The 26,898-nt window shown below is 67.8% G+C and carries 27 protein-coding genes and 2 pseudogenes; 11 read left to right on the forward strand and 18 right to left on the reverse strand.

Annotation, left to right across the window (positions count from 1 at the left end; genetic code table 11):
- Positions 1 to 5 precede the first annotated feature (5 nt).
- Positions 6 to 950, forward strand: coding sequence for an HNH endonuclease (locus tag ACIBN2_RS13905; protein ID WP_399134545.1), 945 nt, complete (start codon positions 6 to 8; stop codon positions 948 to 950).
- Between the two features lie 23 nt (positions 951 to 973).
- Positions 974 to 1,549, forward strand: a complete 576-nt coding sequence (locus tag ACIBN2_RS13910) for a hypothetical protein (RefSeq protein ID WP_399134546.1) — start codon at positions 974 to 976, stop codon at positions 1,547 to 1,549.
- A 50-nt stretch (positions 1,550 to 1,599) separates the two neighbouring features.
- On the opposite strand, the gene ACIBN2_RS13915 is transcribed toward ACIBN2_RS13910, so the two are convergent.
- The 10 genes and pseudogenes from ACIBN2_RS13915 to ACIBN2_RS13960 form a co-directional block, all read right to left on the reverse strand.
- Positions 1,600 to 2,058: a hypothetical protein gene (locus ACIBN2_RS13915; protein ID WP_399134548.1), complete on the reverse strand. Its 459-nt coding sequence runs from the start codon at positions 2,056 to 2,058 to the stop codon at positions 1,600 to 1,602.
- A 204-nt stretch (positions 2,059 to 2,262) separates the two neighbouring features.
- A complete protein-coding gene (locus ACIBN2_RS13920) occupies positions 2,263 to 4,380 on the reverse strand; it encodes an ATP-binding protein (protein WP_399134549.1) in 2,118 nt (705 codons plus the stop codon).
- 95 nt (positions 4,381 to 4,475) lie between these two features.
- Positions 4,476 to 4,775, reverse strand: coding sequence for a hypothetical protein (locus ACIBN2_RS13925; protein WP_399134550.1), 300 nt, complete (start codon positions 4,773 to 4,775; stop codon positions 4,476 to 4,478).
- A gap of 2 nt (positions 4,776 to 4,777) precedes the next feature.
- The gene (locus ACIBN2_RS13930) at positions 4,778 to 4,948 is read right to left on the reverse strand and encodes a pRL2-8 (protein ID WP_399134641.1); all 171 of its coding nucleotides are present in this window, start codon (positions 4,946 to 4,948) and stop codon (positions 4,778 to 4,780) included.
- A gap of 2 nt (positions 4,949 to 4,950) precedes the next feature.
- A complete protein-coding gene (locus ACIBN2_RS13935; RefSeq protein ID WP_399134551.1) occupies positions 4,951 to 5,268 on the reverse strand; it encodes a hypothetical protein in 318 nt (105 codons plus the stop codon).
- A 2-nt stretch (positions 5,269 to 5,270) separates the two neighbouring features.
- Positions 5,271 to 5,643: pseudogene (locus ACIBN2_RS13940) on the reverse strand (RRQRL motif-containing zinc-binding protein); the annotation flags it as partial.
- A gap of 14 nt (positions 5,644 to 5,657) precedes the next feature.
- Entirely contained in the window at positions 5,658 to 6,527 is an 870-nt protein-coding gene (locus ACIBN2_RS13945; protein WP_399134552.1) for a protein spdB, read from the reverse strand.
- Positions 6,524 to 6,973, reverse strand: coding sequence for a Pycsar system effector family protein (locus tag ACIBN2_RS13950; protein WP_399134553.1), 450 nt, complete (start codon positions 6,971 to 6,973; stop codon positions 6,524 to 6,526). Before ACIBN2_RS13950 ends, ACIBN2_RS13945 begins: the two co-directional genes overlap by 4 nt.
- On the reverse strand, positions 6,970 to 7,164 hold the full coding sequence (locus tag ACIBN2_RS13955) for a hypothetical protein (protein WP_399134554.1): 195 nt from the start codon (positions 7,162 to 7,164) through the stop codon (positions 6,970 to 6,972). Before ACIBN2_RS13955 ends, ACIBN2_RS13950 begins: the two co-directional genes overlap by 4 nt.
- Positions 7,161 to 7,424 (reverse strand): DUF6284 family protein, encoded by a 264-nt coding sequence (locus ACIBN2_RS13960; protein WP_399134555.1) that lies wholly within the window; start codon positions 7,422 to 7,424, stop codon positions 7,161 to 7,163. The genes ACIBN2_RS13955 and ACIBN2_RS13960 overlap by 4 nt, the downstream gene beginning before the upstream one ends.
- Before the next feature lie 416 nt (positions 7,425 to 7,840).
- Here ACIBN2_RS13960 and ACIBN2_RS13965 point away from each other — a divergent pair, with 416 nt between their 5' ends.
- The 3 genes from ACIBN2_RS13965 to ACIBN2_RS13975 all read left to right on the forward strand — a co-directional run bounded on the left by ACIBN2_RS13965 (position 7,841) and on the right by ACIBN2_RS13975 (position 10,268).
- Complete coding sequence (locus tag ACIBN2_RS13965; protein ID WP_399134556.1) at positions 7,841 to 8,206, forward strand: GntR family transcriptional regulator; 366 nt, start codon at positions 7,841 to 7,843, stop codon at positions 8,204 to 8,206.
- A 127-nt stretch (positions 8,207 to 8,333) separates the two neighbouring features.
- Positions 8,334 to 9,911 carry a hypothetical protein gene (locus ACIBN2_RS13970; protein WP_399134557.1) on the forward strand — a complete coding sequence of 526 codons (1,578 nt, stop codon included), beginning with the start codon at positions 8,334 to 8,336 and terminating at the stop codon, positions 9,909 to 9,911.
- Positions 9,912 to 9,914: 3 nt separating this feature from the next.
- Positions 9,915 to 10,268 carry a signal peptidase I gene (locus ACIBN2_RS13975; RefSeq protein ID WP_399134558.1) on the forward strand — a complete coding sequence of 118 codons (354 nt, stop codon included), beginning with the start codon at positions 9,915 to 9,917 and terminating at the stop codon, positions 10,266 to 10,268.
- Between the two features lie 218 nt (positions 10,269 to 10,486).
- Here ACIBN2_RS13975 and ACIBN2_RS13980 read toward each other — a convergent pair whose 3' ends face one another.
- Positions 10,487 to 11,431 carry a hypothetical protein gene (locus ACIBN2_RS13980; protein ID WP_399134559.1) on the reverse strand — a complete coding sequence of 315 codons (945 nt, stop codon included), beginning with the start codon at positions 11,429 to 11,431 and terminating at the stop codon, positions 10,487 to 10,489.
- Between the two features lie 357 nt (positions 11,432 to 11,788).
- Here ACIBN2_RS13980 and ACIBN2_RS13985 point away from each other — a divergent pair, with 357 nt between their 5' ends.
- Positions 11,789 to 12,127, forward strand: coding sequence for a DUF6233 domain-containing protein (locus ACIBN2_RS13985; RefSeq protein WP_399134560.1), 339 nt, complete (start codon positions 11,789 to 11,791; stop codon positions 12,125 to 12,127).
- 94 nt (positions 12,128 to 12,221) lie between these two features.
- On the opposite strand, the gene ACIBN2_RS13990 is transcribed toward ACIBN2_RS13985, so the two are convergent.
- Complete coding sequence (locus ACIBN2_RS13990; RefSeq protein ID WP_399134561.1) at positions 12,222 to 13,883, reverse strand: DUF6119 family protein; 1,662 nt, start codon at positions 13,881 to 13,883, stop codon at positions 12,222 to 12,224.
- A gap of 698 nt (positions 13,884 to 14,581) precedes the next feature.
- Here ACIBN2_RS13990 and ACIBN2_RS13995 point away from each other — a divergent pair.
- Both ACIBN2_RS13995 and ACIBN2_RS14000 read left to right on the forward strand, forming a co-directional pair.
- A pseudogene (locus tag ACIBN2_RS13995) lies at positions 14,582 to 14,668 on the forward strand (glutamine synthetase); the annotation flags it as partial.
- A 136-nt stretch (positions 14,669 to 14,804) separates the two neighbouring features.
- Positions 14,805 to 15,047 (forward strand): hypothetical protein, encoded by a 243-nt coding sequence (locus tag ACIBN2_RS14000; RefSeq protein ID WP_399134562.1) that lies wholly within the window; start codon positions 14,805 to 14,807, stop codon positions 15,045 to 15,047.
- On the opposite strand, the gene ACIBN2_RS14005 is transcribed toward ACIBN2_RS14000, so the two are convergent.
- The 4 genes from ACIBN2_RS14005 to ACIBN2_RS14020 all read right to left on the reverse strand — a co-directional run bounded on the left by ACIBN2_RS14005 (position 15,044) and on the right by ACIBN2_RS14020 (position 18,861).
- Positions 15,044 to 16,063 (reverse strand): TolB family protein, encoded by a 1,020-nt coding sequence (locus ACIBN2_RS14005; RefSeq protein WP_399134563.1) that lies wholly within the window; start codon positions 16,061 to 16,063, stop codon positions 15,044 to 15,046. The two genes, ACIBN2_RS14000 and ACIBN2_RS14005, sit on opposite strands and share 4 nt — an antisense overlap.
- Complete coding sequence (locus ACIBN2_RS14010; protein ID WP_399134564.1) at positions 16,060 to 17,376, reverse strand: MFS transporter; 1,317 nt, start codon at positions 17,374 to 17,376, stop codon at positions 16,060 to 16,062. The genes ACIBN2_RS14005 and ACIBN2_RS14010 overlap by 4 nt, the downstream gene beginning before the upstream one ends.
- 1 nt (position 17,377) lies before the next feature.
- A complete protein-coding gene (locus tag ACIBN2_RS14015) occupies positions 17,378 to 18,280 on the reverse strand; it encodes an alkaline phosphatase family protein (protein ID WP_399134565.1) in 903 nt (300 codons plus the stop codon).
- Between the two features lie 140 nt (positions 18,281 to 18,420).
- Positions 18,421 to 18,861: a VOC family protein gene (locus ACIBN2_RS14020; RefSeq protein ID WP_399134566.1), complete on the reverse strand. Its 441-nt coding sequence runs from the start codon at positions 18,859 to 18,861 to the stop codon at positions 18,421 to 18,423.
- Between the two features lie 188 nt (positions 18,862 to 19,049).
- On the opposite strand from ACIBN2_RS14020, the gene ACIBN2_RS14025 reads away from it, so the two are divergent.
- A complete protein-coding gene (locus ACIBN2_RS14025; RefSeq protein WP_399134567.1) occupies positions 19,050 to 22,073 on the forward strand; it encodes a bifunctional [glutamine synthetase] adenylyltransferase/[glutamine synthetase]-adenylyl-L-tyrosine phosphorylase in 3,024 nt (1,007 codons plus the stop codon).
- A gap of 33 nt (positions 22,074 to 22,106) precedes the next feature.
- On the opposite strand, the gene ACIBN2_RS14030 is transcribed toward ACIBN2_RS14025, so the two are convergent.
- Both ACIBN2_RS14030 and ACIBN2_RS14035 read right to left on the reverse strand, forming a co-directional pair.
- On the reverse strand, positions 22,107 to 22,976 hold the full coding sequence (locus tag ACIBN2_RS14030) for a phosphatase PAP2 family protein (protein WP_399134568.1): 870 nt from the start codon (positions 22,974 to 22,976) through the stop codon (positions 22,107 to 22,109).
- 131 nt (positions 22,977 to 23,107) lie between these two features.
- Positions 23,108 to 24,142, reverse strand: coding sequence for a LacI family DNA-binding transcriptional regulator (locus ACIBN2_RS14035; RefSeq protein ID WP_399134569.1), 1,035 nt, complete (start codon positions 24,140 to 24,142; stop codon positions 23,108 to 23,110).
- A 362-nt stretch (positions 24,143 to 24,504) separates the two neighbouring features.
- On the opposite strand from ACIBN2_RS14035, the gene ACIBN2_RS14040 reads away from it, so the two are divergent.
- A complete protein-coding gene (locus ACIBN2_RS14040; RefSeq protein WP_399134570.1) occupies positions 24,505 to 25,779 on the forward strand; it encodes an extracellular solute-binding protein in 1,275 nt (424 codons plus the stop codon).
- 104 nt (positions 25,780 to 25,883) lie between these two features.
- Positions 25,884 to 26,891, forward strand: a complete 1,008-nt coding sequence (locus ACIBN2_RS14045; protein WP_399134571.1) for a carbohydrate ABC transporter permease — start codon at positions 25,884 to 25,886, stop codon at positions 26,889 to 26,891.
- The last annotated feature ends 7 nt before the right edge of the window (positions 26,892 to 26,898 follow it).

Here is a 26,898-nt window from a genome sequence, read left to right on the forward strand (position 1 = left end):
CCGCAATGACGAGGGCATGGCTGCTGCTGGCCGTGGGGGATGATCGCGAGCACGGCGGGAATGACGGCTATGACGACAACCCGCGTGAGCACTACCGGTGGGATAGCACGGTGCCCAACCACGCGCGTCTGGCCGTGGGGGATGTCGTTGCACTGTGGGATAAGCGGGAGTTGATCGGCGTCTCGGTCATCGACAGCATCGAGACCGGCACCGAAGAGAAGACGCTCTACTTCTGTCCCCAGTGCAAGAAGGCGGATATTAAGCGGCGTTTGCGGATGACGCCGGCCTGCCGCTGCAAGCAGTGCGGCGCCACCTTCGACGCGCCCGGGCAGAAGGTGAAGACGGTCACCACCTACCTGTCCCGGCACGGACGACAGTGGATCGACGGCCGCGGCCTGCTGACCGGGGCGCAGTTGCGCGCCCTGTGTGACTCGCCGAAATCGCAGCTCAGCATGCGCCCGGCCCAGTGGGAGAACCTGCGGGACGCGCTCCTGGCGACCGGAGGGACAAGCACCGAGGCCGTCTCCGCCCTCGGCGTCCAGCAGTACCGGCACGTGCCCATTGCCGGCGGGCACCGGTTCGCGAAGGTCCGTACCCGGGTAGGCCAGGCGGCGTTCAGGGCTGCTCTGCTGCGTGAACAGGGCCAGCAGTGCGCCATCAGCGGACCGGCTCCCGCCGACGTGCTCGAAGCGGCGCACCTGTACAGCTACGCCGAATCTGGCGAACACCACGACTTCGGCGGTCTGATGCTGCGCCGGGATCTGCACACCTTGTTCGACAACGGCCGCATCGCGGTCGATCCGGAAACCGGCCTGCTGGACACCGACCCCGGGTTGGATGTCTATCCCGCCTACGCCGAACTCCACGGCAAGCCGCTCCCGTTCGAGTTGCGGCCCGAGCACCGGGTATGGCTGGCGGCCCACTGGAATACGCACCGGACCAATTCCTAGCCCGAGACCAGCGTGGGGGCACCGTGGGAAGCACGGCTGTAGTGCTGGCCGCAGCCATCGCCGTGACAGGGACCCTGCTTTCCCCTGTCCTGGCGCAACGTAGCGGCGCAAAGGCCCAGAAGGCGGAGTTCGAGCGCCAGCAGCAGGCAGCCCACGCCCAGTGGGAACGCGAACAGCGGCGGGAAGAACTCAGTACGCGCCGGACCTGCTACATCGAAGCGAACGCAGCGAACCGCCGCTACCGCATCCAGCTCATGAACTACCTGTGGCACGTACGCAACGGCGACGTCACCGACGCGCTCAAGGCAGAACTCGAAACAGCCCGCGCGAACCACCACTCGGCGTTTGCCGAAGTACAGATGGTTGCCTCACCAGCCGTGCTCGAGGAGCTCGACGTCATCGCGAATGCGCTGTCCGAGGGATACCGCAGGACCAAGTGCCTGGAAGAAGGAAACCCCGACGAGAGCGACACCTTCGACGTCATCCAGGACTACCTGGAGTGGATCTGGAAGCGGTGGAAGGAGATGCGTGCCGTCATGCGAGAAGACCTGGGAGTGCCCAACGAGCCGCCAACCCCACCAGCGGGCGACGCCCGTTAGCAAGAGGGCATGGGCAGCTTCGGGCACGAGGGGGTCTCGTTTTCATGCCGTCAGCCGCGGAAGTGGTTGCGCTTGAAGATCGCTTTGCGGATGTTGACCCTTGTGCCCTCGCCGTGCCGGTCGGCGCTGAATATCTGCACCGCGATCCAGCCGCCGAAGATCACGGCGGCCAGGATGATGAGCTGGTGGATGAGCGCCGCGAGCGCAGCGATGAACGTGGTCAGTAGCAGCAGGCCGCCGCACACCGCAAGGAAGCCGACACCCCCGAGGGCGACGTTCACGGCCGCCCGGGAAACGGGTGGCTTTGCGGCGATCAATTCGGGCTGCATGGGGTTGATGGCATAGCCGGTGACGACGCGTCCGTCGGGCAAGACGACGCTCGCCACGGACGGCACCGTGGTCGGCTGGACCGGTGCTATCGGCATCGGTGCGGCGGGGGTGATGGGGGTGGGCTGGTGGACTTCCACGGCCCGCTCAGGGGGCGCGTGGCGGACGTGTTCGGGGTACATGCGGAATCCCTTCCAAACGTGGGTCAGGGAGGCGGAGGTACACCCTTGGGGGTGCGCTGTGGAGGGGCCTTTCGGGGTCTGACCTGGGGTGCCTCCCTGGCTCCCTGCACGATCATTCGCGCAGGTCAAGGCCAGGGAGGCGGGGCAGGGAGGGGGTTAGGGAGTTCTCCCTGCCTCCCTGCCCCGACGGGGGTCGCCTCCCTGTCACTCGGAGGCAGAAGCGGAACCCTCACCGTCGCGGTTGGCGAGCGCCCGGGCGACGCGGTCACGGCTGACGACCATGACCCCGTCGGACTTGTACGGCTCCGCGCCGGTGCCCTCCAGTTCGCGCTTGAGGTCGAGGAAGGACCAGCCGCTGTAGGCGCCCGGGTTGAGGTTGCCGAGTCGGGACAGCACGTCCTTGGTGCGCACCCGCTCCGCCGTGCCGATGACGGATGCGATGTCCGCCAGCGCGTCGCGGTCCTCGCCACGGTCGACGACGCGCAGCGTCGTGACCCCGTCGCGCAGTGCCTTGGCCCGCTCCGCGATGACCTTGGCGTCGTCGGTACTGATGTAGTGCGTGCGGACCGTGAGGGACGACTGCCCCTTCGGGATCTCGATGCCGTCCGAGGCGATCACGAGGGTTCCCTTGTCCAGACCGGGGCGCAGCAGGTTGGGCGCTGCGCCGCCGTCGACGGCCTTGTCGCCCAGCGCCATCCGGGCCTGGGATTCGGTGCCCAGGGCGAGGGAGGCGCGGGTGTGGGCGCCCTCGCGGACCAGCTTGGGAAGGTTCTGGTCGGTGGGGTCCTGGGTGCCCTGCCACAGCAGCACGTTGACCGCCCGACCCTGGTTGTGAATCTTCCGCGCGGCCATGAAGTACCTCGAGGTGGACGACGAACCGCCGTACGGGCGCTTGTCGTCGCCCTTGACCGGGCACATGAACGCGACCTGCGCCTCGTCCACGACCACGACCAGCAGCGGGAACTCGGTGCCGGGCGGGGACTGGAGGCGGCGGTTCATCTCCTCCACCGCGTCCTCCGCCATCTCGGTGACCTGGATGACATGGTCATCGGTCGGGCCCTGGATGAGGCGGGTGGCGATGCCGTCGAACATGTTCCAGTCGCCGGCGCCCTTGAGGTCGCCCATCCAGAACTCCACCGACCGATCCAGCGCCAGCCACAGCGCGAGCGCCCGCAGCGCGGCGGTCTTGCCCTGGTTGGACAGGCCCGTGATCAGGAGGTGGCGCTGATAGACGCTCAGGCCGGCCGCATCGCCGCGCAGGTCCTGCCCCCACGGGACGCGGCCGGTCTTGTAGTTGGCGGTCAGACTCTCGTCGGTGACCAGCGGGGACGGGCCGATCGGCTGGTCGAGCGCGCCGGAGTCGGCGATCCACAGCCGCACCGTGCGGGCGGCCTCGGGCAGGGTGATGAATACCTCGTGCTCGTGCCGCGTGAGGTTCTCGGCGAGCTTGCGGCGGCGCTTCTGTACCTCGTTCGTGGCGACGCCCGAGGGGAGCGTGACGTCGACTTCCACGCCGCATCCGGCGATCCGGATCGGCCCGAGCATCGAGGCGCCGGCGTCGCCCATCTCCTTGATGGCGGCGCGCAGCGGAGCAACGCCCAGGTCGCGCAGGGCCTTGACGACGATGGACGGGGTGATCGGCTCGCCCTCGCTCGATCGCACCTGGTCGGGCATCGACCATGCCGGGGCGGCCAGCTGGTGACGGCCGACCGCCCACAGCGCGAGCAGCGCCAGCAGCGGGCCGATCGTGAGCGCGGGGCCCCACACGATTTGAACGATCCGGATGAGTAGGCCGATGAACTCGACCGTGGCGGCGAGCGGGGTGATGACGTCCTTCACGTCATGGTTGTTGATGGCCATTACGACCCCGAGGGCGACCAGCGCGCCCACACTCATGCCCGCCCCGACTCCGACGCCCTTAGCGGCATCCAGCGGGGAGTGGAGCAGGTCCATGCGGCGGCGGTGGCGGGCCTCGCGGAAGCGCTGCAACCGCTCCTCCCACTCCTCCGCCATCTCCAGATTCCCCGCGGCTTCGGCGGCACGGATCATGCGTTCATACCGGGCGCCGGTCCGTCCGTCCCAGGCACGGCGGGCCACGATCCGGCCCCCGTTGACGGTGTAGAGGGAGTGCCGGGCAGTGAAGCGCAGTGCACCTGTGGTGCGTTCGTCGATGGCGGCACGCTTGACCGCGCGGCCGGAGCGCACCCACAGAGGGACCGATGCGGGCGGTGCCGGGTCGGTGACCACGGTCAGCGTGGTCACGGGCGCCGAATCGGCGGGCGGTGCCGTGTTCTTGTGCAGGTGAACGACGTTCTCGGTCATGCTGGGATTGCTCCTGACTGCCCGAGCGGGGCGGGAGTTGAAGAAGGGTGCCGGGGTGGTCGGGTCCGTGGCAGGGACGACCGCCCCGGTGCAGGTCAGCGGCAGTGGCGAGCGCTGTTCTCGATGGCGCTGAGCTGGGACGGCTCGGTGCGCGGGCCGTTGACCCAGCAGAACGGGCAGAGAGCGGCGGCGGCGGTGAAGACGCGGATCGCGGCCCCCGGCGGGGCGTCGGGCAGGGGGTAGACGCGGCCCCTGTCGAGGGAGGCCAGCAGCCGGGCGCCGTGGTGCTCGCAGCCGTCGGCGCCCGCGTTGACCGCGTCCAGAACGGTCACCACGACCAGGCCGACACAGGGCGTGGGGTCTTCCGGATGGGCGGCGCGGCAACGGGGGTCCATGCTCACCACCAGCTCGACTTCTTCTTGGGCACGTAGTACGGGCAGCCGTTGTGCATGTGGTCCAGGCACGGTCGGCAGTCCTCGCGCGGCTTGAGGCGGCGGTGGATGCTCTTGTCGTAGGCGTGCTGCCAGCACTGCGGGCACTGCCCGGGGGGCGTCTCCTGGGCGGCCATGCTCACCACGACCCTGAGGACTTCTTGGCGGCCTTTGCCTGCGCTGCCTCGGTGACGATGCGCCGGCGTTCCATCTGCAGTGCGGTCAGTTCGGCGGTCAGCCGGGTCTCGGCGGCGCTCCCGGTGGTGTCCATGCGCCGTTCGGCGCGGCCGGTGCTCTTGCCCCGGGCGGCGCGGTAGGAGCCGCCCGCCACGGCGGAGAACATGGCGCGTCGTTCGGAGCCGGTCAGTGGCCACCATTCGCCGTTGCGGACCGCTTCGAGCTTGCGGGTGGTGAGCTGGATCTCGCGGTCAAGGCGGCGGGTGTTGGGCTTGCCCATGGTCAGTTCCCCTCCGGGGTTGGGGTGTTGGCGTCGATGCAGAGCCCACACAGGCCGTAGCGGCGGGAAATGCAGTAGTCGTAGGTGATCTGGCAGGCCGGGCAGGTGCGGCGGGCGAGCATCGCCAGCGCGAGCGCGCCCCACTTGCGGCTGGTCATGGGCCGGACCGGCAGCGCGGTCCTCGCGATAGAGGTAGGCGACGCGCGGCCCTCCGGCACGGCGGTTGATGCGCATGACCTGCGCCTGTATGGGCTGACCGCCGGGGCGCAGTCCACGGGCCCGTAACTGCCGCCGGGTGCACAGCCCGTCGGGAGCGAGCCGCCAGGGGTAGGTGGGGACGCCGTAGCGGGCGCCGTTGGGGTCGAAGCACTTGCCCTACGCGGCGGACATCAGGCTGCCACCAGGCGCTTCCACGCGGCCCTCAGGCGGACCTCGGAGGCGGAGTGGCCGGCCGCGCGGAAGCGGGTGGCCATCTCCCGGTAGGAGAGTGCCGGGGTCTCGCTGTGGCGGATCTCGTCGACCAGCGCGTCAAGTGCCGTGTCGGTGAGCGCGGGCGCCGTCTCCAGCGCCGCAACCGGCTCGGTGGGGCCCCAGACGGGCAGGTCCCAGCGGGCGGCTGTGACGCCGGGTGTGACGGGGCTCGTCACGCTGGTCAGGGCGCGTCCGGTGTCCTCGCCCTGCCGGGCTGTCTCCAGCGTCGACCAGGCTGCGGCGAGGGTCTTGGCGGTCCTGGCCTGGACGCGGGCGACGCGTGCGCCGGACTGCGTCACGGCCGCCAGCCTCGTCTCCTCGGTCGTGGCTTCCGCCCGCAGTCGAGCGCGGGCCACGGCCGCCTCATCGCGGGCTTCCTGCTGGATGCCACGGATCACATCCAGGGCGAGCGGGGTGAGCGCGGTGCGCTCCCACAGGCTGTGGACCAGCCACAGGGCCTTGGCCGCGATCGGTAGCCAGGCCACGGCCAGCCACGCGGCGGAGGCTTGCGAGGTGAGCGCGTGCGCGATCAAGACGCCGGAGGCGATGAGGCCGAAGCACCATCCCACGGCGGTGACCGTGGGGTTGTGGTCGCCCTGGGCGGCGAGGCGGCGTTCGTAGGCGAGGGTGGCCAGCCAGCCGCCGTCGATGCCCAGACCGACGACCAGGGCGACGGGCCACGGCACGGCCGTGCCGAGCCACATCATGACCACGGCCAGGGTGAGCACCATGGATACCGCCGTCATCGCCACGGCGGGCAGCACGGTCTTGCCGGTACGGGCGTTCATGCGGCACCTCCGGCGGTGAGCAGGGCAGCGAGGATGAGCAGGGCGCCGCCCGCGCAGGTCAGGTCGACCGCGCGGCGCAGGCAGGTGAACTTGGCGACGGCCAGGCGGGACAGGCCAGCGACGTCGGCTGCCAGGTCACCGCAGTTCACGGTGGCGGTAATCTCCTCGGCGGTGAGGGTGGCCCACAGCGGGAAGCCGTGACGGCCCTTCAGGTTGGGGCGGGTGGAGCGCAGCAGCAGTGCGGCCGCCGCGACCAGCAGCGCCATCCCGGCGCCGCCCACCACGTACGCGGGCGCGTTCAGGGGCAGGTCGCGGGCGATGGACCAGGCGCCGGCCAGGACCGCTCCGACGAATGCCAGGAGCAGCGCCGTCTTGCTGTCGGTCCGTGCGATCTCCGCCTTCACCTCGGCGTGCGCGGAGGCGAGGTTGGGCCCGTTGGTCGTCACCGGGCACCGCCCCTCTGGCGGTGGCCGTGCCGCAGCCAGCCGAGGACCTGCACGGAGCAACCGGCCATGACCAGGTAGCGCCACGCGTGCTCGTGTGTGACGTACGCGGCCGTCGTGCCGGTCATCGCGGCCAGCGCGCCGGCCATGACGAGCAGGAGCTCCCAGCCGCGCGGGGTGGGGGTGGTGGTCATGCCGCACCGCCCGTGGCTTCGGTGGTGCGGTTGGCCAGCGCTCGCCGCTCGGCGAGTACGCGGCGGTGGGCGCGGCGGATGCGCCGGGCGTCCAGCTCGCTCGGGGTGCGGTCGAGGGTGATGATCTGTGCGTCGAGCAGGTCGACGTCCGCGAGGATCGCGGGCAACTCCTGCTCGATGGCGTCCAGTTCCGCGGCTGTGGGTTCGATCCAGTCGGCGAACGCGGTAACAGCGTCCTGAACAGTGACGATGGGGCTCATGGGTCGTGTCTCCTTGGCAGTAGGGACGGCCCGTACAGAGCCCCCGGAGTTGCACCTCCGGGGGCTCACGCCGTTGAAGTCGGAACATCCGGCTCCCCTCGGCACTGCTCGTACGAGACGAGCAGTGGAGGCAACCGGCCGCAGCCGTTGAGCTGCGGAAGGTCGGTTCGCACGCGAGAGTCCGCGTGCACCGCCCTCTTGCCTGGAGAGGCGGGGCGGTCTTCTTCGACACGCTGTTGAATTTTCAAACAACTGGCGCTTCCTTCGTACTCGCCCCCACGGGGCTTTCCTCCGGGCGTTTCAGGGCGCTCTAGGGCGCCCTGATGCGCATCACTGTGACACCAGACCGATGGCCCGTCAAGCCCTTCCGCTGATGCGCCCTAGTGCGGTTGCCGCGACCTTGGTACGGTGACTGGGTGCCGATTAGCAGAGATGCCCCCAGTCCGCTGCACCTCCAGATCGCAGAAGACCTGCGACAGCGAATTCGTGCTGGCGAATTTGAGCAAACGAGTTTTCCTTCACTCCGGTCTCTGGCTAAGCACTACGAGACCGCGCAAGTCACGGTGCACGACGCCGTAAAAGCGCTACAGCAGGAAAAACTAATCATCTCCGTAAGCGGCAAAGGAACCTTTGTCCTCCCCCGGGAGGAGAGCGCCTCAGCCGCAGCGAACGAAAGCGAAAACCTAGAAGAGCAGGTTGCTTCGTTGCGCACAGAGCTCGAAGACGTAAAAGAACGCCTTAGTCGACTCGAAGGTAGTACGAGCCAAAGTAAAGGCCTTTGAACTTTGCGTGATTGGGTCTCCGTCTGTTCATGAGACGAGTCAATCGCATGCCTCGGCAACTCAACATGAAGCCGCAGTGCAGCCGCAGTGCAGCCGCAGTGCAGACCACTGACAGCAGGGGGATCCGTTGGACGTCGTTGACACATGGACCGGCCGGCACGCAAGCGTATTAAAAGGGGCATTGCGCGAAACGAACGAAGGGTTCGCCGATCGTCTCGGAACGTCCGTCAGGACTGTCGCCGGATGGAGTGCTAACCCACAGTTGGTTCCGACAGCGGAGATTCAGCGCGCTCTGGATACGCTGCTTTATCAGGCAGCGGCCGATGCCAAGGCACGGTTTGCACTACTGGTCGGGAGTCGCCAATCGGAGAGCGCCAGCCAAGTCACCGCGCGTCGTCAAACGCCTGCGCAGCAGCGTTTGGCGGAAGATCCTCACATCGCAGCCGCCTTGGCCTGGCTCGAATCGAGCTTTGATTGGGCACCCGGTAGCGCACGAGAGCGAGTCGCAGACGAACTTGCCGCCTTAGACTCAAAGGCGTTGGAAACGCAGGCTCATCGAATTGCGCATGTGACTCGGGAGCAGGCCGCCGAAGCTGCACGGCGCTACTACCGGGAAGGGTTTGGTCGGTGGCGCCCATACAAGGCGCAAGTGGCTGGCCAGGAGCATGAAACAACCATCCTGACACAGGATGCATGGCTGGACCTGGTGCAGCCAGTAGGCAACGGGCAGGACGACTTTCGGTTTCACTCCAACACGCGACGTGGAATGAAGATTACCCGGAGCGTAGCGGAAGAAGCAGCGCGATCCTTGGCTGAAGCACTTGAAAAAGGCAGTCAGATCGTCAACTCTGAGATCTACTCCTTGACTTCATTGGATATCCACCCCGGGGCCATATCTGGCAGTGTAGGTGTCATCGATTTTGTTGAATTCGCCTTGACGCTCAACCTCTTGGAGGGTGAGCTTATGCGGTCAATCGCCACTCACGGGGTAGACCGGCCACTAGCCATGCCAATACGAGACGAGCTTCTGCCCGATGTGTCAACGGTCTTGGATTTCGCTGGGCGAATTTGCGCAGGCGGGGCCCTGGCCCTAACTGCGATTGCACGACCTCGTGGGCGCGGCCACGACCCTGATTACCTCCTCCTGATTCAAGAGCGGTCCGGCAGTGTGCTCAACGCGAACCGTCGCCTAGCAGTAATCCCTAAAGCGTTCCACGGACCGCTGGCAGACTACGGTGAGGATGCTCGCTTTTCCGCAACGCTTGAGCGGGAGATGGAGGAGGAGCTCTTCGGGCGAACCGACGTGGACTCTACTGTCGGCGACCAGCTCCACGCCGATCCAATGCACCCAAGTCTCCTCTCCGACCCAATGCGTTGGCTCATGGACCGGCAAGGCAGCGATGCATGGCGGATGGAGTCCACGGCTGTGGGGATCAACCTCATGAGCGGAAACTATGAATTCGCGAGCCTAATCGTCATCGATGACGAAGAATGGTGGGTCAAGTACGGCGGTCAGGTTAGAGCAAACTGGGAGTCAAGTGGACTCCATCGCTACTCCAGCCTCGATACTGTACGACTGGAGTCGTTGGCGCTCGACCCGCGCTGGAGTAATGAAGGCTTCTTCGCGTTCACCCAAGGATGCCGACGGCTTGCCACGATTGGCGGCCAGCGTGTTCGGATGCCTTCCATCGAATTGGAGTCGTAGATCATGGCTGACAACTGGTACACGGGCAACGCGAACGCTGACGCTGACCAGCACCGCGGTTGGCTTCTAGGGCACTTCATCGACCCCACCAAGAGCGCGGTGCGCCAGACGGGGGCGCTCGAAGTGAAGTGGGGTATCCACCCTGCCGGCCAGCAGCGGCCAGACTGGGTAGCTGATGATCAGCGGACTGCCATGCTCCTGCTCGTGAGCGGCAAGTTCCGACTCGACCTCAGCGTGGGTAGCGTCACGTTGGAGGAGCAGGGCGACTATGTGGTGTGGGGGCCTGGGATAGATCATTCGTGGCAGGCTGAAGAAGACTCGGTCGTCGTCACGGTGCGCTGGCCGTCTGCCATCTGACTCGACTCTGCGCGTTCGTCCGCGAGAAGACACTGTGCCCGCCTGCGTCCTCACAGGCGGGCACTTGCACGTCTCGTTGTCCTGGTCTCTGCCCAGTGAGCTGACGGTTGCCACCTCTGCCGACGTACGCGTACATCGCCTGATGTCCTATGTCATCGAACCTTGAGCTGGTGTCACCGAAGTTTGATCGGTAAAGGCCCCGGTCGTGGGTTCGCCCGTTAGGCCAGTTCGTCGATGCGGGCTGAGCACGCGGACAGGATGACGCGGAGGTCGTCGTAGGCCGGTGCGGCTTTAAGGAAGTCGGCACTATCGATAGCGTTCAGCACCTTGATCTCCAGGTCGGTGATCGTGCTGGCGGGCAGGAAGGGCATGGCCAGGGGGCGGTAGCCGCTGTCGATAGTGGTACGTAGACCGCGCTTGAGGGCATCCCAGCTCCGACGTGCTGCCATCCGCTTGTCGGTCAACTTGCCGGAACCTTCGGCGGGGTCTGGTGCGCTGTGCAGACCTTCCATGTCCCGCAGCAGAGTGTCGATGCCTGTGTGGACCCGCGTACACAGCTTCCGGGTGCGCGCGTAGGTCTTGTGTGTAACCACAATCATGGCGACCAGGAGAGTCAGCGTGGCGGAAATCAGCGGCGCGGGGTATGTCTCGCCGAATCGCGCGGCCAGCAACGCGGCGACAGAGCCGATGCCAGCAGCGTTCGCAACCGTTCGCGACAAGGCCGCTCGCCGGATACGGCCGTGAAGACGGCGCAGGATCAAGTCTGAAGGCTCAATCGGCCGCAGCAGCAGTGTTAGAACGCAGATCGCAGCCAGCAAGGTGGCTGTGATCCAGTAGTCACGCGGCTGCGCAGTGCCCCAGAGAGTCTTGACGGCGGTGCCAGCCGGTTGCGTTGCGATGAGGCTCAGGAGCATTGCTACCCCGACCACATTCCAGGTTCCGGGCCGCAGCGGCTTCGCACCCAGGAACTGGCGCAGGGCCTTCCCTCCGTCGCAGGTCCCAAGGGAAGACCCGATGTAGATGAGGGGCATGCCGAAACTCTGATTCAGCTCAACTAGGAGGCGACCGACGACGATGGCCAGGAAACCGAAGCCAACTCCGCTGAGCCTCCAGTGAGTGCGGACGGGGTCAAGGGCTCGCCGCCAAAGCACCACCAATGTCATTGCCCCACTGTGCGGCGCCCGTCGAGGGCAGCGGGCGGCATTTGATACAGATCAGAGGGTTCACGAGGGAGAGTGCGTCGAAATCAGGCGCTGTTGACCGACTGTGACAGCGGCAACGCCCCTACTCGTCCAAGATGAGTCCTTCCCGTCTCTGCTGCGCTCTGGCTGGCCACTAAGGCCTCGGGGCGCAGGCATCGACTTGGCGCGGCCTCTGAGCTGCACGCTCAATCTTCGGTGACGCAAACTCTCATCCGTCAAGGTTCGTTGGCACGCGATCAAAGTTCGGTGACACCGGACACCTGACTTGCGGCCTCCCAGTGATGTGTAGGCGGCAGCCTACTGCCTAGAATCGAACACGTGAACGATCCGGTCCTGTCGCGTCTTGAGCTGCTCCGCTTCCTGCAACGCGTGCAGGAACGGGACCTGGCCCGTACCCGCCGGTGGATCGCCGAGGAAGAACGCCGCGAGGCCGAACGGCAGCGCGGCCTCAATGCCCGACCACCAGCGCCGCAGTGGCTCATTGACGTGGGTCTCAACCCGCAGTCCCCGCCGCTGTTCGTGCACGTGGGCGACTGCTGGATGACGGGCAAGCGCAGCCGGGCCGTCAGCCAAGAGCAGGCCCGGCGGGCGCTTACGGACGGCGTCAAGGCCTGTCGGCAGTGCCAGCCGGATACGGCTCTGGGCATGCTGGACTAAGCACTGCGCGGCCTCCGGCCCGATGGCTTCTTCGCCGTTGCCTGTTTGCGTGGAGGCATGTCACATGCCGAGTTGATCGTGTGTACAGGATTCTCTATTGAGGTATGGGCACTACCTCCACGTCAACGTCCGCATTTTCAAGCGCATTGATTGCCCGCATGAGGGCCACCTGAGAAAAGGTGAACAGATTCTCCCTCGATACGGTTGCGTCTCGCTTGATGGCGATACCGTATATGAGCTTTTTGGGTTTTGCGCTCGGATCGTACGAGTGCGTACTGCTCCTTTGCTTTATTCGCTTTAGAAGTTCGTTCCTGGCCTGACGATCCGACCGGAGTGCGTCTATGGATGTCCAGCCTTGCGCAAATAGATGACTCAACGGGGCCGAGCTTGAAGCCCTTTTTACGTGAATTAGCTCATTGTTCGGGCCGATAATGTCGCAGGCCTCGATGCCGTGTGGGTGTTGCTTGGTGTGGATTCTTTTGCGGTCGAGACAGACGGCGCCGGGTATTTTTTTGACAGCCTCAAGGTTGTAATCTTCCTCTTCCTCCCATTCGCCTTCCCATTTGGGAAGCGGAATGGAGGGGGTGCGAGCGAATACCTCATCTAGGCGCTCTCGAAGGAACTGAAGATAGTTGTCGCCAACCTCGAACCAGCGCCCTTGGTGGTGGAAGTAGTGGTCCGATTCGAGCGATGCCTCGAACGCCAACCATTTATGAGCCTTAACCTGTCTGCTGACCTTTTCTCTGCCCTCGTGGTCTGAGCACATCTGGATGTAGCCGGCTCGTAGGGCGTCAAGCCTGTCATCGACGGCAAGAGGTGCCAAGCGATCGAGGACGTTCGTGATATCTAGCTCCTCTATCACCTCGAACCTGTCGGACGCTATCTTGATGCGATACGAGTTTGCTGCGTGTTCGTGCTCTTCACACTCGGCAGGAAGGGTTAGGGCTAGAGGCTCTCCGTTGGCAGACCCCAAAGCGCGCGCCAGCTTATCTTCCAGTCGTGCTACCTGTCTGTTGGTGGGTTTCAAAGCCCTAATTTGGTCAATAAATCCCAGCTCCGGGACGGGGGAAGCGGTTTGGCTGACTCTCGTTATCTCGTTCAGATCACCGATCAGATCGATGGGTTTAACGCCGAGTGGGATCTTGAGTGAATCCGCGGCTGCGATGCTCACCTTTTTGGGCTTGATTCTGTTAAAGGTCATCGACACTGAGCCTAGAGTTCCGGCGAGTCGACTGACTACTTCTCCGTAGTGCTCAATCCCGAAACCCCGGATTGACTGCCCGCCAGGCACGGTACTGCGATCCACCCGAGCGCGACTGTCGAGAATATTACGGGTGACCTGACGAATATAGTCCGCCTCGATAGCGCGAATCGAAAAGGACAATCCGAAACCCGGGTCTATTTTGGATGGATCAATAAGTAGGTGACCCATCCCGTAGGTGACGGCGTATGGCCCTCCAGGTGCACCCACCAGTATTGCCCCCGCTGCTGATGCGTTTGAGACTCTTGCGAACTTACCGGTGAGAGATCTGAACGTGGCGCACCAGTCGGCTTGGTCCTTTCTTCCGACGATTCCCCAGATAGCGACTGCCGGCGTGCCATCTATCAGCGTCGCCTCGACCGTGAACTCTGGATTTGCTGCGTAATACTGAGCGAGGCATCCCATGAGGCCGTCGCTGGTTAGGTCGGCGTCGATGAGCCGGTAAAGGGTGGAGCGCCTCGCTGCGCTTGCGGAGTCGCCAGATGCATCAGTCACGAGACTCACCCCTCTGAATCAGTGGCCAGAATCGTGGGATCTTACATCTAATCACAACAGTTGACACTCGAACGTGCAAATCGAACTAATTGTGGCGAGAGTAGCTTTTTAGCCAAATGGCCTGTAGGTGGCCTCGCGCCGGCCCCGGCATGGGTGTGGACGGAACGCCGCTCGCAGGTCACAACTGATTCCGTCCAGCTGGCGCTTGAACTGGATTTGTGTGAGGTAGCTACTCAACGTCATGCCCAGGTGAATCGAGAGGTGACGTATGCCAGGCGCTAACGAGAACATGGCCGACGAGCGATCAGAGGTGGCAACCCGCAACGCAGACGGAAACGCGATTGGTTGGGGGCTGGCCGCTGTCACGAGTGCCCTGCTGGAGGTCGCGGCTGCAATACGTGACGCGGGCAGCGACGTAGCCAATGCGCTTCGCGACAGCCGCGGGTGAGACACGCGCGAGGGTGCCTTCCCCCATGTGGCCCCCAGCTGCCGCCCTCTTGGGGAAACGTGCTGGTCAGGGATTATTCACGGCGCCCACTGTAAATCTGCCGACGCTTTGAACTGGGCCGCCCTTGGGCCGTCCCTGGGCCGTCGAAGGGTGGCCCAGGGCGACCAACAACGACCAGCGACGGCCGTAAGATCCCAGGCCAGCGCTGCACTGGTGGCGGCCGTGGCGGGTCGCTCCAGGTGGGCGTCACTTCCTGCGCAACAAGCAGGCGGAATGGCACGAGTACCGCTCCGAGGTCACGGCGTTCGAGCTGCGGAAGAACCTGCCGGTGCTGTAGTACGGAGCGTCACCACGCTCCTTCGGCGGAGGTCCGGGGTTTCCTCGAAAGATGTCGCATTTGCCTTGACTTGTAGGGATTCTGTGTCGAGCGTGGTGGACAAAGAACCGAGGAGCATGACGGGAGGCCGATCGACATGACGGCCAAACTCACCGCACGGCGGTTCGCCACGGCGCTGGGTGCGGGCGCCGCCGTGATCGCGCTGGGCCTCGGCGGCGCCACCGCCGCCCAGGCGAAGATCACGCCGGTGGACACCAGCTGCACCAACAACGGCGGCCACCAGCCAGGAGGCCAGCAGCCGACCTGTACGGGCGGCGGCCTGACCCAGAACAGCGACAACGAGAACCCCGCCGGGCACGCTCCGCCCGGACAGAACTAGCCAGGGAACGCAGGAGACACCGCCGCGGTGCTGATGCGCCGCGGCTTTCCCGTGCCGTCCGCCGGGACCTCGTACAGGTCGGCCCCGTAGTCGCCGGCCAGGGCGTAGACCAGCGTCCGGGAGTCGCGCCAGACAGCCTGGTCGTCGACGCTGCGGGACTCGGCGAGCGGGGTCTCGCGCATCGAGCGCAGGTCGAGGACGTAGAGCCGCCACGGGGCGTCCTTCGGGAGGCCCGGCACGCGCTTCTTGTAGGCGATGCGGGTGCCGTCGGGGGAGAGGGAAGGGCACTCGACATTGGTGTGCAGCGTGGTGACCGTGCGCCTGCGCAGGTCGCCGCGGACCAGGTAGGTCCGGCCCTGCGTGGCCAGTGTCGCGTAGAAGGTGCGGTCGTCCCGCGCGAACGTCACGCCCCAGAAGTTGACGTCCGCCGCGCGGTAGGTGCGGCCGTCCTTGACGATGCGGTAGGCCTCCAGGGACGGGGTCAGCCGGCCGGTCCGCACGTCCACGATCGCCGCACGGGTCGAGAAGTCGGTGCCCGCGTACGAGTCGCCGCCGACGAACGCCGTCCACGCGGCGAAGTGCCCCGTGGGGGAGACGCGGGCGCGGGAGGGGATGCCGGGGACGTCGTACCGGTCCCGCTCCTTCAGGTGCGCGTCGAGGATCAGGGCACGGTAGGTGTCGGACATCGCGCCGTGCACCGCCTGCAGGCACACACCGGTGCCCGAAGCGGCGTAGAAACGAAGGCACTTGACGCCGGAGGCGGTGCGCGGGCCGGAGGGGTCCGATGCCGGGACGGTCGTCAGCTCGTCGCGGTGCGGGCCCCAGGCCATGTTGCGGAAGACCATGCGGCCCGGGGTGGTGAGGCTGACCGTCCCCGAGGTCACGCGCGGGCCGCCGGGCCGGGCGTGGTCCCTGCGGTCCGCGCGCGCCGACGCGTGCAGGACGGACGCCACGGCGACGGCCGCGAGGGCGAGGACGGCGGACAGCAGGATCAGGACGCGGTTGCGTACGGTCATACGGCGGCCTCCCGTGAAGCGGCATCGGCATCGGCAGCGGCGGCGGCAGCGGCGGCGGGGCGCAGGGTCGTCAGGGAGAGGACGGCGCACAGCGCGAGCGCCGCCGTCGACGCCAGCAGCGCCGTACGGTCGCCCCACAGGGTCCAGGCGGCGCCGAAGCCCAGCGAGCACACGAAGCGGGCCGCCGCCTGTCCCGTCTGGACGACCGCGAGACCCGACGAGCGCAGTTCCTCGGGAACGCTGTCCGAGGCCGCCGCCATCAGCACCCCGTCGGTCGCCGCGTAGAAGCAGCCGTGCAGGAGCAGCACGGCGTAGGGCAGGGCCGTGCCGTGCCAGGAGGTGAGGAGGAGGGCGTAGGCCGCGAGCAGCGCGCCGTGGCCCGCGAGGAAGATCCGCCACCGGCCGGCGCGGTCCGCCAGCCGGCCGAGCGGGACGGCCAGCAGCAGGAAGGCCGCCGCCGTACCCAGCGGCAGCAGCGCGAACCAGCGGTCGGGGACGCCGAGGCGGCGCTGCAGGAGCAGGTAGACGAAGGAGTCGCTGACCGTCGCCAGGCCCAGCAGCAGGGCGCAGAGGGTGATGCGGCGCAGGTCGCGCCGGCGCAGCAGGCCGAGGGCGGCGCGCAGGGTGGGGCGTACGGCCTTCTCGACGGCCGGTGCCGTGGCCGAACCCGGCACGAACAGCACCAGCACCAGGACGCCGAGCACCGCCACGCAGAAGCTCACCGTGAAGACGGCGTCGTAGCCGTCCACCGTCGCCCGCAGGATCAGGAAGGCCGCCAGCGGGCCGAGCAGCGCGCCCGCGGTGTCCATCGCGCGGTGCACGCCGAAGGCGCGGCCGCGGTTCTCCGGCGTGGACGACAGGGAGATCAGCGCGTCGCGCGGGGCCGTGCGCAGCCCCTTGCCGGTGCGGTCGGCGGCCAGGATCAGGCCGATCGGCGTGAGGGAGTGCGCGAGCAGGAGCAGCGGCTTGCAGAGCGCCGAGAGGCCGTAGCCGAACCCCGCCACCCACTTGTGGCGGCCGCCACCGCGGTCGGCGAGGTGCCCGCCCACCAGGCGTACGAGTGCCGAGAAGCCGTTGTAGATCCCGTCCAGGAGCCCGAAGCCCAGCGGGGACAGGCCGAGGCCCGCCACCAGGTAGAGGGGGAGGACGGCCGTCACCATCTCCGACGACACGTCCGTGATCAGGCTGACCGAGCCGAGCGCGAGGACCGTGGGGGCGACCGCGGCGCGGCGCCGCCCGGCGAGAGGCCGGGCGGCGCCGTCCGCGGACGCCGGCGCATCGGGAGTGCTTGCGCGGCTGTCCGCTACGTACATGTCAGGGAGCCCAGATCCCCGTGATGTCGGACGCGGAGGACGCGTTGCCCGCGTGGGCCGTCAGGCCCTGCGAGTCCTCGAGCGTGCGGAGCAGGTTGTAGTGGTTGTACGTGGTGGAGCTGCTGGATCCGGCCGTCACCGGCTGCCCGTACAGGACGGTCGGGATGCGGTTGCCCGCCAGCCGGTTGTCCTCGTCGAAGGTGACGACGAGGAGGCTGTTGTGGGTCTTGGCCCAGGTGGCGTAGGCGCCGAGGTTGTTCTTGAGCCAGGTGTCGCCGGTCGACACCGAGCAGTCGTGCATGTCGCTGCACAGGTTGGGGGTGACGAAGGAGACGTCGGGGAGGGTGGAGTAGTCCGTCGGGAACTGGGCGAAGGTCTTGGCGGACGAGGTCGGCACGTTGCTGAAGCCGAACCACGGGTCGTGCTTCTGCGCGTAGTTGCCGCTGCTGCAGGTCGTGGAGCCCTGGCTGGGCAGCGACTCGTTGTAGCTGGCCCAGGTCTTCCCGGCGGCGATCAGCTCGGAGGCGAGGTTGGCGGCCGAGGAGAAGCCCGGGGTGACACAGCTGTCGTCGGTGACGCCCTGGGTGGAGCCGGAGAACAGGGCGTAGTAGTTGGGCTGGCTCGGGTGGGTCTCGGCGTACGCCTGGCTGAGATTGGCGCCGCCGGACTTGAGCGAGTTGATGTACGGGGCGCTGGAGGAGCCGATCACCTGGCTGTACGCGTGGTTCTCCATGACCACGACGACCACGTGGTCGGGGGTCGGCACGCCGGACGCGGCCGACGAGGAGCCGCCGAGGCCGGTCCACAGACCGGCGGCCGCCGCCGTGAAGGCGAGCGCGGACGCGACCGCCGTGCGGCCGCGGCGGTAGGTAAGGCTGGCGGAGCGTGCGGTACTGCCGGACACATCAACCTCCGGAGGGGGGAAGGGCGGGGGCGGCGGTGCGGACAGAGCATGTACACGCCAAGATTCCCCCTCCCCACGTCACCCAACCCGCCCGGTGAAGAGCGGGTGAACTACTCCCCGGTGACTCGTTCCACTGTCAACTACTCCTGCCGGGTCGCCTGCCGGGCCAGAACCTCGTGCAGCGGCTCGCTCTCCCGGCGCCGGTACTCCTGGATCGCCCAGCCGTTGCCGTCCGGGTCCTTGAAGTACATGAAGGTCGCCCCGTCCTGCGGCGCGAACTGCTGCGGCTCGGTGACCTCGAGCCCGCGCGCGGTCAGCTCCTCGTACGCGGCCTTCGCGTCCGTCACGCACAGCTGCATCCCGTGGTAGGTCCCCGGCCGGGGCGTGCCCGTCGGCACCTCCAGCCCGTCCACCAGCGCGATCGAACAACCCGACCCGGGCGGCGTCAGCTGCACGATCCGCACGCCGGGCATCACCTCACCGTCGAGGTCCACGTGAAAACCGACCTTGTCCCGGTAGAACTCCTTGGCCCGGTCCACGTCCGAGACGGGCATCAACAGCACTTCGAGACTCATGTCCATGGAACGACTCCTCCGAGTACGGCCGAGTACGGCTGAACGGCTCCTGTTCACGGAAGCGGAAAACGGGCCGGGGCGCCACCGGCACGGGCGTTCCACCCACCGAGACCGCACCCCCGCCCCGGCGCTTCCGTCAGTGTCTCCGGATAGGCTCGGGCCAGTACGACCTTGATCCGACGGGAGGACCGGGGATGACGGTGCCGGGGCGCAGGAGCAGCACCTTCTCGCGGCTGCTGCGGCACGGCTTCACCGATCCGTCGGCCGCCGAGCGGCTGCTGGACAGCGAAGAGCTCATGCACGTGCGCGACGACCCGGTGCTGCTGGAGGCGCTGGGCGCGACCGCCGATCCCGACCTGGCGCTGCTCGGTCTCGTGCGGCTGCTGGAGGCCCAGCCGGGCCCCACCCGCCGCGAGCTGCTGGACACGCTGATAGCGGCCAAGCCGCTGCGCGACCGCCTGCTCGGTGTGCTCGGCGCCTCCGCCGCGCTCGGCGACCACCTGGCCCGGCACCCGCGCGACTGGGAGGCGCTGGTCACCTACGAGCCGCGGGACCTGCACCCGGGTGTGGAGGAGTTCGAGCGCGGTCTGTCGGAGGCCGGCGACCCCGTCGCCCTGCGCGTCGCCTACCGCCGCTGCCTGCTGTCCATCGCCGCCCGCGACGTGTGCGGCACCACCGACCTCGCCGAGACCGCCGCCGAGCTCGCCGACCTCGCCACCGCCACCCTGCGCGCCGCCCTCGCCATCGCCCGCGCCGCCGCGCCCGAGGACGCCGCGCTGTGCCGGCTCGCGGTCATCGCGATGGGCAAGTGCGGCGGCCATGAACTCAACTACGTCTCCGACGTCGACGTGATCTTCGTGGGAGAGGCCGTGGGGGCACCCCCAGGCCCTTCAGGCACTGGGGGAGGGGCCGACGAGGACAAGGCGCTGCGGTCCGCCACCCGGCTCGCCTCGCACATGATGCGGATCTGCTCCGAGACGACCGTCGAGGGCTCCATCTGGCCCGTCGACGCCAATCTGCGGCCCGAGGGCAGGAACGGCCCGCTGGTGCGCACGCTCTCCAGCCACCTCGCCTACTACCAGCGCTGGGCCAAGACCTGGGAGTTCCAGGCCCTGCTCAAGGCCCGCCCGGTGGCCGGCGACATCGAGCTCGGCGAGGAGTACGTCGCCGCCCTCGAACCCCTCGTCTGGAAGGCCGCCGAGCGCGAGAACTTCGTCGCGGACGTGCAGAAGATGCGCCGCCGCGTCGTCGAGAACATCCCCGCCGCCGAGGTCGACCGTGAGCTGAAGCTCGGGCCCGGCGGCCTCAGGGACGTCGAATTCGCCGTCCAGCTCCTGCAGTTGGTGCACGGCCGGGCGGACGCCGGCCTGCGCATCGGCACCACCCTCGACGCGCTCCAGGCGCTGGCGGCCGGCGGCTACGTCGGACGCGCCGACGCCGTGCAGCTCGACGAGGCGTACCGCTTCCTGCGCTCCATGGAGCACCGCATCCAGCTCTACCGGCTGCGCCGCACCCACCTCGTCCCCGAGGACGAGGCCGACCAGCGCCGCATCGGCCGTTCGCTCGGCCTGCGCGTCGAGCCGGTCGCCGAGCTGAACCGCGAGTGGCGGCGCCACGCCGCCGTCGTGCGCCGCCTGCACGAGAAGCTCTTCTACCGCCCTCTGCTGGACGCGGTCGCCCAACTCGCGCCCGGCGAGGCCCGGTTGAGCCTGGAGGCGGCCCGGGAGCGGCTGGTCGCGCTCGGGTACAACGACCCGGCCGCCGCCCTGCGCCACCTGGAGGCGCTGGCCTCCGGAGTCACCCGCAAGTCGGCCATCCAGCGCACTCTGCTTCCCGTCCTGCTGGGCTGGTTCGCGGACTCCGCCGACCCGGACGCGGGCCTGCTCAACTTCCGCAAGGTGTCGGACGCCCTGGGCAAGACCCCTTGGTATCTACGGCTGCTCCGGGACGAGGGCGCCGCCGCCGAGAACCTCGCGCGCGTGCTGTCCGCCGGCCGTCTCGCGCCCGACCTGCTGATGCGCGCCCCGGAGGCGGTGGCCCTGCTCGGCGACGGGGACGGCGGCGGGCTCGCGCCGCGCGGGCGGGAGCACCTGGAGCAGGAGATCCTCGCCGCGGTAGGCCGCGCGGAGAACGCCCAGCAGGCGGTCACCGCGGCCCGTGGCGTTCGCCGCCGGGAGCTGTTCCGCACGGCCGCCGCCGACATCGTCGGCTCCTACGGCACCGAGACCCAGCCCGCCGAGGCCGACGAGGGCGCGCTGGTGGACCGGGTCGGCGCCGCGATCTCCGACCTGACGGCGGCGACGCTGGCGGGCACGCTGCGCGCGGTCGTGCGCGAGGGCTGGGGCGACACCCTGCCGACCCGCTTCGCGATCATCGGCATGGGCCGCTTCGGCGGGCACGAACTGGGCTACGGCTCCGACGCCGACGTGCTCTTCGTGCACGAGCCGCCCGAGGGAGCCGACGAGCGGGAGGCGTCCGACGCCGCGAACCGGGTCGTCTCGGAGATGCGCCGCCTGCTGCAGATCCCGAGCGCGGACCCGCCGCTGCTGATCGACGCCGACCTGCGCCCCGAGGGCAAGTCCGGGCCGCTGGTCCGCACGCTCAATTCCTACGAGGCCTACTACCGCCGCTGGTCCCTGGGCTGGGAGTCGCAGGCGCTGCTGCGGGCCGAACCCGTGGCCGGGGACGCGGAGTTGGGCCGCAGCTTTGTCGAGCTGATCGCCCCGCTGCGGTACCCGGCGGAAGGGCTCGGCGAAGACGCCGTACGGGAGATCCGTCGGCTGAAGGCCCGCATGGAGTCGGAGCGGATGCCGCGCGGCGCCGACCCGAAGCTGCACACCAAGCTCGGGCCCGGCGGCCTGTCCGACGTCGAATGGACCGTCCAGCTGCTCCAGCTGCAGCACGGCTGGGCCGAGCCGGGCCTGCGGACGACCCGAACCCGTGAGGCGCTCGCGGCGGCCTGCGCGGCCGAGCTGATCTCAGCCGAGAACGCCGCCATCCTGGACGAGGCCTGGGTGCTGGCCACCCGCGTGCGCAACGCCGTGATGCTGGTGCGGGGACGCGCCGGGGACACGTTCCCGTCGGACGGGCGCGAACTGGCGGCGGTGGGGCGGTACCTGGGGTACAGCGACGGACACGTGGGCGACATGCTGGACGCCTACAGACGCTCCGCGCGGCGGGCCAGGACCGTGGTGGAAGAGCTGTTCTACGGAGCGTAGGCCGCCACGACCACGCCGCAGCCGCCCGGCAGCCTAACGCGGCGCCCCGGAGGGCGGCACCCCGGAAGGCGGCACCCTGGACGGCGGCATGCGCGGCAGAGCGTACGGCAGGGCCCCGTACCAGGCCCAGGACACCGCGAACCCGAAGGCGAGGCACAGGAGCCCGCCCACCGCGTCGAGCCAGAAGTGATTCGCCGTGGCCACGATGACGACCAGTGTCGCGACCGGGTACAGCAGCCCGAGCACCCGCACCCACGGCACACGGGCCAGGAAGAAGATCGTCAACCCGCACCACACGGACCACCCGATGTGCATCGACGGCATCGCGGCGTACTGGTTCGACATGTGCTTCAGGTCGCCGGACGCCATCGAACCCCAGGTCCGGTGGACCATGACCGTGTCGATGAAGTGGCTGCCGTTCATGAGCCGCGGGGGAGCGAGTGGATACAGGTAGTAGCCGACCAGGGCCACACCGGTGGTCGCGAACAGCACCAGCCGGGTCGCCGCATAGCGCCCGGGATGACTGCGGAAGAGCCACACCAGCACACTCAGCGTGATCACGAAGTGCAGCGTCGCGTAGTAGTAGTTCATGCCGACGATGAGCCAAGACACCGAGTTCACCGCGTGGTTCACCGACTCCTCGACGGCGATGCTCAGATGGTGCTCGGCCTGCCAGATCCAGTCGGCGTTGCGCAGCGCCTTGCCGCGCTGCTCCGGGACCGCGTTGCGGATGAGTGAGTACGTCCAGTAACTCACCGCGATGAGAAGGATCTCGAACCACAGCCGGGGTCGGCGCGGGGTGCGCAGCCGACGCAGGAGTCCCGGGTCCTCTCCGGCCGTGAGGGGGTCAGGAACGGCCGTCTGATCGCGGTCTTCCAGACTGGTCACGGTCGGATCACCCATGGGCACAAAGTCTGCCAGAAACGTCTTCCCCGACCGATCATCCTCCGGTCGGGTTCGCCCCGCATGTTCTACAACACCGAGACCCCCGCGCCTACTCCCGGCGCAGGGCAGAACGCCCTGGATTCTCCGCCCTACGGACGATTCCGGTCCCCGGGCGCCGAAGCGGTCGAACCGCGCACCACCAGCTCCGGCATGAACACGAACTCACTGTGCGGCGCAGGCGTTCCGCCGATCTCCTCCAGCAACGTCCGCACCGCCGCCTGCCCCATCGCCGGGACCGGCTTGCGGATCGTGGTCAGCGGCGGGTCGGTGAAGGCGATCAGCGGGGAGTCGTCGAAGCCCACCACCGAGATGTCCCGCGGCACTTCGAGGCCGTGCTGCCGGGCCGCGCGTATCGCGCCGAGCGCCATCATGTCGCTCGCGCACACCACGGCCGTGCAGTTCCGGCCGATCAGCGCGGTGGCGGCGGCCTGGCCGCCCTCCAGGGTGTACAGCGAGTGCTGGACGAGCTCCGTCTCGATCACCTCCGCGCTCAGACCGAGCTGGTCCTGCATGGCGCGTACGAAGCCCTCGATCTTGCGCTGCACCGGCACGAACCGCTTCGGGCCGAGCGCGAGCCCGATCCGCGTGTGCCCCAGCGAGGCCAGGTGCGTCACCGCCAGCGTCATCGCCGCGCGGTCGTCGGGGGAGATGAAGGGCGCCTGCACCTTCGGCGAGAAGCCGTCCACCAGCACGTAGGGCACGCCCTGGGCGCGCAGGCGGTCGTAGCGCTCCATGTCGGCCGTGGTGTCGGCGTGCAGTCCGGAGACGTAGATGATGCCGGCGACGCCGCGGTCGACCAGCATCTCGGTCAGCTCGTCCTCGGTCGAGCCGCCGGGGGTCTGGGTGGCGAGGACCGGGGTGTAGCCCTGCCGGGTCAGCGCCTGGCCGATCACCTGGGCCAGCGCCGGGAATATCGGGTTCTCCAGTTCCGGGGTGATCAGGCCCACCAGGCCCTCGCTGCGCTGCCGCAGACGCACCGGGCGTTCGTAGCCCAGGACGTCGAGGGCGGCGAGCACGGACTGGCGGGTGGTCGCGGCGACGCCTGGCTTCCCGTTGAGGACGCGGCTGACGGTCGCTTCGCTCACCCCCGCCTGAACAGCGATGTCGGCAAGCCGTGTGGTCACGGCACCGGACTGTACCGGCCGTATCGTCATCGCGGTCCCTCAGTTCTGGTCGGCGCCCCTTGTCCCGCAAGGGGATGATTCCCGTGCCGGAGCAGGATGGCAAGAGCTTGCAGAGTCTTGCACAACCCGGGCCGTCCCCGCTCAGCCCCGTAGAACAAGGGTCTCGCGGCGGTCGACGGGGGGTCACGGCGACGTAACTTCCGTCGTCCCTTGCACTTTTTTTCTGCAAGGTCTTTCGCAACGCTTGCAGTCGCTGTTACGTTCCGACTCGCCCGGCGGCGGCAACGACGCAGCGGCAAGACGGGAGCGGCGGACGGGGCCGCTTCCCGCACCACACGGGCTTTCACCCTCAAGGAGAACTCATGCGGCGTGGCATAGCGGCCACCGCGCTGGTGGCGTCCCTCGCCCTCGCGGCGACGGCCTGCGGCGGAAGTGACAGCGGCAGCAACAAGAGCAGCGGCCCGGTCACCATCACCTGGTGGGACACCTCCAACGCCACCAATGAGGCGCCGACCTACAAGGCCCTGGTCAAGGAGTTCGAGGCCGCCAACAAGGGCGTCAAGGTCAACTACGTCAACGTCCCCTTCGACCAGGCGCAGAACAAGTTCGACACCGCGGCCGGTTCCAAGGGCGCCCCGGACGTGCTGCGCTCCGAGGTGGGCTGGACCCCCGCCTTCGCCAAGAAGAGCTACTTCCTGCCGCTGGACGGCACCGAGGCCCTCAAGGACAAGGACAAGTTCCAGTCCAGCCTGATCAAGCAGGCCCAGTACGAGGGCAAGACCTACGGCGTCCCGCTGGTCACCGACACCCTCGCGCTCGTCTACAACAAGGCCCTCTTCAAGAAGGCCGGCATCACCGAGGCTCCGAAGACCTGGGACGGGCTGAAGGCCGACGCCGCCAAGATCGACTCCAAGGCCAAGGTCTACGGCTACTGGGGTTCCACCCAGGCCTACTACGCCCAGACCTTCCTCTACGGCGAGGGCACCGACACCGTCGACGCCTCCGCCAAGAAGATCACGGTGAACTCGCCCGAGGCCCAGAAGGCCTACGGCACCTGGCTGAGCACGTTCAAGGGGCAGGGCCTGCACAAGGCCGACACCACCGCCGACGCCTACGCCCACATCCAGGACGCGTTCGTCTCCGGCAAGGTCGCCTCGATCATCCAGGGCCCCTGGGAGATCACGAACTTCTACAAGGGCTCGGCCTTCAAGGACAAGTCCAACCTCGGCATCGCCACCGTCCCGGCCGGCTCCACCGGCAAGGCGGGCGCCCCGACCGGCGGCCACAACCTGTCGGTCTACGCCGGTTCGGACAAGGCCCACCAGGCCGCCGCGCTGAAGTTCGTCAACTTCATGACCTCCGCGAAGTCGCAGACGGAGATCGCGCTGAAGAACTCCACGCTGCCCACGCGTGACGACGCCTACACCGCCGAGGTCAAGGCCGACCCGGGCATCGCCGGCTACCAGACGGTCCTGCCCGCCGCCCAGCCGCGGCCCGCGCTGCCCGAGTACAGCTCCCTGTGGGGTCCGCTGGACACCGAGCTGCCGAAGATCGCCGGTGGCAAGGAGTCCCTGGACAAGGGTCTGAGCAACGCTGAACTCGCCATCGCCAAGCTGGTGCCCGACTTCAGCAAGTGAGCCCCGAGTGGCCGTCGGATTCCGTTGTGGGGAACGGATCCGACGGCCACCCGCCTGCGCCCAGCCGCTTGTCAGAGCCGTAGAACTTCCAGAAGGTGCCGAACATGACAGTCGCCATCGACCGCGCGACCGGGAAACGCCACGGTGACCGCGCGCCACGGCCCGGGCTGGGCCGGCGTTTCAAGCACAGCTACCAGAAGTACTGGTACGCGTACGCGATGATCGCCCCGGTGGTGATCGTCCTCGGCGTCGTCGTGCTGTACCCGTTGGCGTACGGCCTCTACCTCACCCTCACCGACGCCAACAGCCTCAACACCGCACGCACGATCGGCGTCAACCACATCGACGCCACCTACAAGTTCATCGGGCTCGGCAACTACAAGGACATCCTGTTCGGCCCGTTGTCGTACGACCGCTTCTGGTCGCACTTCATCTGGACCGTCGTCTGGACGGCCGTGTGTGTCGCCCTGCACTACACCATCGGCCTCGGCCTGGCACTGCTGCTCAACCAGAAGCTGCGCGGCCGGACCTTCTACCGGCTCCTGCTCATCGTGCCCTGGGCCGTCCCCACGTTCGTCACCGTCTTCGGCTGGCGCATCATGCTCTCCGACGGCGGGATCATCAACACCCTCCTCAACACGCTGCATCTGCCGGCGCCGTCCTGGCTGGAGGACACCTTCTGGCAGCGGTTCGCCGCCATCATGGTCAACACCTGGTGCGGCGTGCCGTTCATGATGGTCTCGCTGCTCGGCGGACTGCAGTCCATCGACGGCTCCCTGTACGAGGCCGCCGAGATGGACGGCGCGAGCGCCTGGCAGCGCTTCCGCTACGTCACCCTGCCGGGCCTGAGGTCCGTCAGCTCCACGGTCGTACTCCTCGGCATCATCTGGACGTTCAACCAGTTCGCCGTCATCTTCCTGCTGTTCGGCCCGACCTCGGCCCCGGACGCCCAGATCCTCGTCACCTGGGCCTACTACCTCGGCTTCGGACAGCAGCCGCGCGACTTCGCGCAGTCGGCCTCCTACGGCATCCTGCTGCTGGCCGTCCTGATCGTCTTTACCTCGTTCTACCGCCGCTGGCTGAACCGCAATGAGCAGCAGCTCGCGATCTGAGGCAGGA

It is taken from the genome of Streptomyces sp. NPDC050534 (assembly GCF_044457745.1).
Taxonomy (GTDB): domain Bacteria; phylum Actinomycetota; class Actinomycetes; order Streptomycetales; family Streptomycetaceae; genus Streptomyces.

Coding starts and splice junctions, on each gene's coding strand:
- ACIBN2_RS13905 (WP_399134545.1), top strand. CDS start 6: ATGACGAGGGCATGGCTGCTGCTGGCCGTGGGGGATGATCGCGAGCAC.
- ACIBN2_RS13915 (WP_399134548.1), bottom strand. CDS start 2,058: ATGTACCCCGAACACGTCCGCCACGCGCCCCCTGAGCGGGCCGTGGAA.
- ACIBN2_RS13920 (WP_399134549.1), bottom strand. CDS start 4,380: ATGACCGAGAACGTCGTTCACCTGCACAAGAACACGGCACCGCCCGCC.
- ACIBN2_RS13925 (WP_399134550.1), bottom strand. CDS start 4,775: ATGGACCCCCGTTGCCGCGCCGCCCATCCGGAAGACCCCACGCCCTGT.
- ACIBN2_RS13930 (WP_399134641.1), bottom strand. CDS start 4,948: ATGGCCGCCCAGGAGACGCCCCCCGGGCAGTGCCCGCAGTGCTGGCAG.
- ACIBN2_RS13935 (WP_399134551.1), bottom strand. CDS start 5,268: ATGGGCAAGCCCAACACCCGCCGCCTTGACCGCGAGATCCAGCTCACC.
- ACIBN2_RS13945 (WP_399134552.1), bottom strand. CDS start 6,527: ATGAACGCCCGTACCGGCAAGACCGTGCTGCCCGCCGTGGCGATGACG.
- ACIBN2_RS13955 (WP_399134554.1), bottom strand. CDS start 7,164: ATGACCACCACCCCCACCCCGCGCGGCTGGGAGCTCCTGCTCGTCATG.
- ACIBN2_RS13960 (WP_399134555.1), bottom strand. CDS start 7,424: ATGAGCCCCATCGTCACTGTTCAGGACGCTGTTACCGCGTTCGCCGAC.
- ACIBN2_RS13975 (WP_399134558.1), top strand. CDS start 9,915: ATGGCTGACAACTGGTACACGGGCAACGCGAACGCTGACGCTGACCAG.
- ACIBN2_RS13980 (WP_399134559.1), bottom strand. CDS start 11,431: ATGACATTGGTGGTGCTTTGGCGGCGAGCCCTTGACCCCGTCCGCACT.
- ACIBN2_RS14000 (WP_399134562.1), top strand. CDS start 14,805: ATGACGGCCAAACTCACCGCACGGCGGTTCGCCACGGCGCTGGGTGCG.
- ACIBN2_RS14005 (WP_399134563.1), bottom strand. CDS start 16,063: ATGACCGTACGCAACCGCGTCCTGATCCTGCTGTCCGCCGTCCTCGCC.
- ACIBN2_RS14010 (WP_399134564.1), bottom strand. CDS start 17,376: ATGTACGTAGCGGACAGCCGCGCAAGCACTCCCGATGCGCCGGCGTCC.
- ACIBN2_RS14020 (WP_399134566.1), bottom strand. CDS start 18,861: ATGGACATGAGTCTCGAAGTGCTGTTGATGCCCGTCTCGGACGTGGAC.
- ACIBN2_RS14025 (WP_399134567.1), top strand. CDS start 19,050: ATGACGGTGCCGGGGCGCAGGAGCAGCACCTTCTCGCGGCTGCTGCGG.
- ACIBN2_RS14030 (WP_399134568.1), bottom strand. CDS start 22,976: ATGGGTGATCCGACCGTGACCAGTCTGGAAGACCGCGATCAGACGGCC.
- ACIBN2_RS14040 (WP_399134570.1), top strand. CDS start 24,505: ATGCGGCGTGGCATAGCGGCCACCGCGCTGGTGGCGTCCCTCGCCCTC.
- ACIBN2_RS14045 (WP_399134571.1), top strand. CDS start 25,884: ATGACAGTCGCCATCGACCGCGCGACCGGGAAACGCCACGGTGACCGC.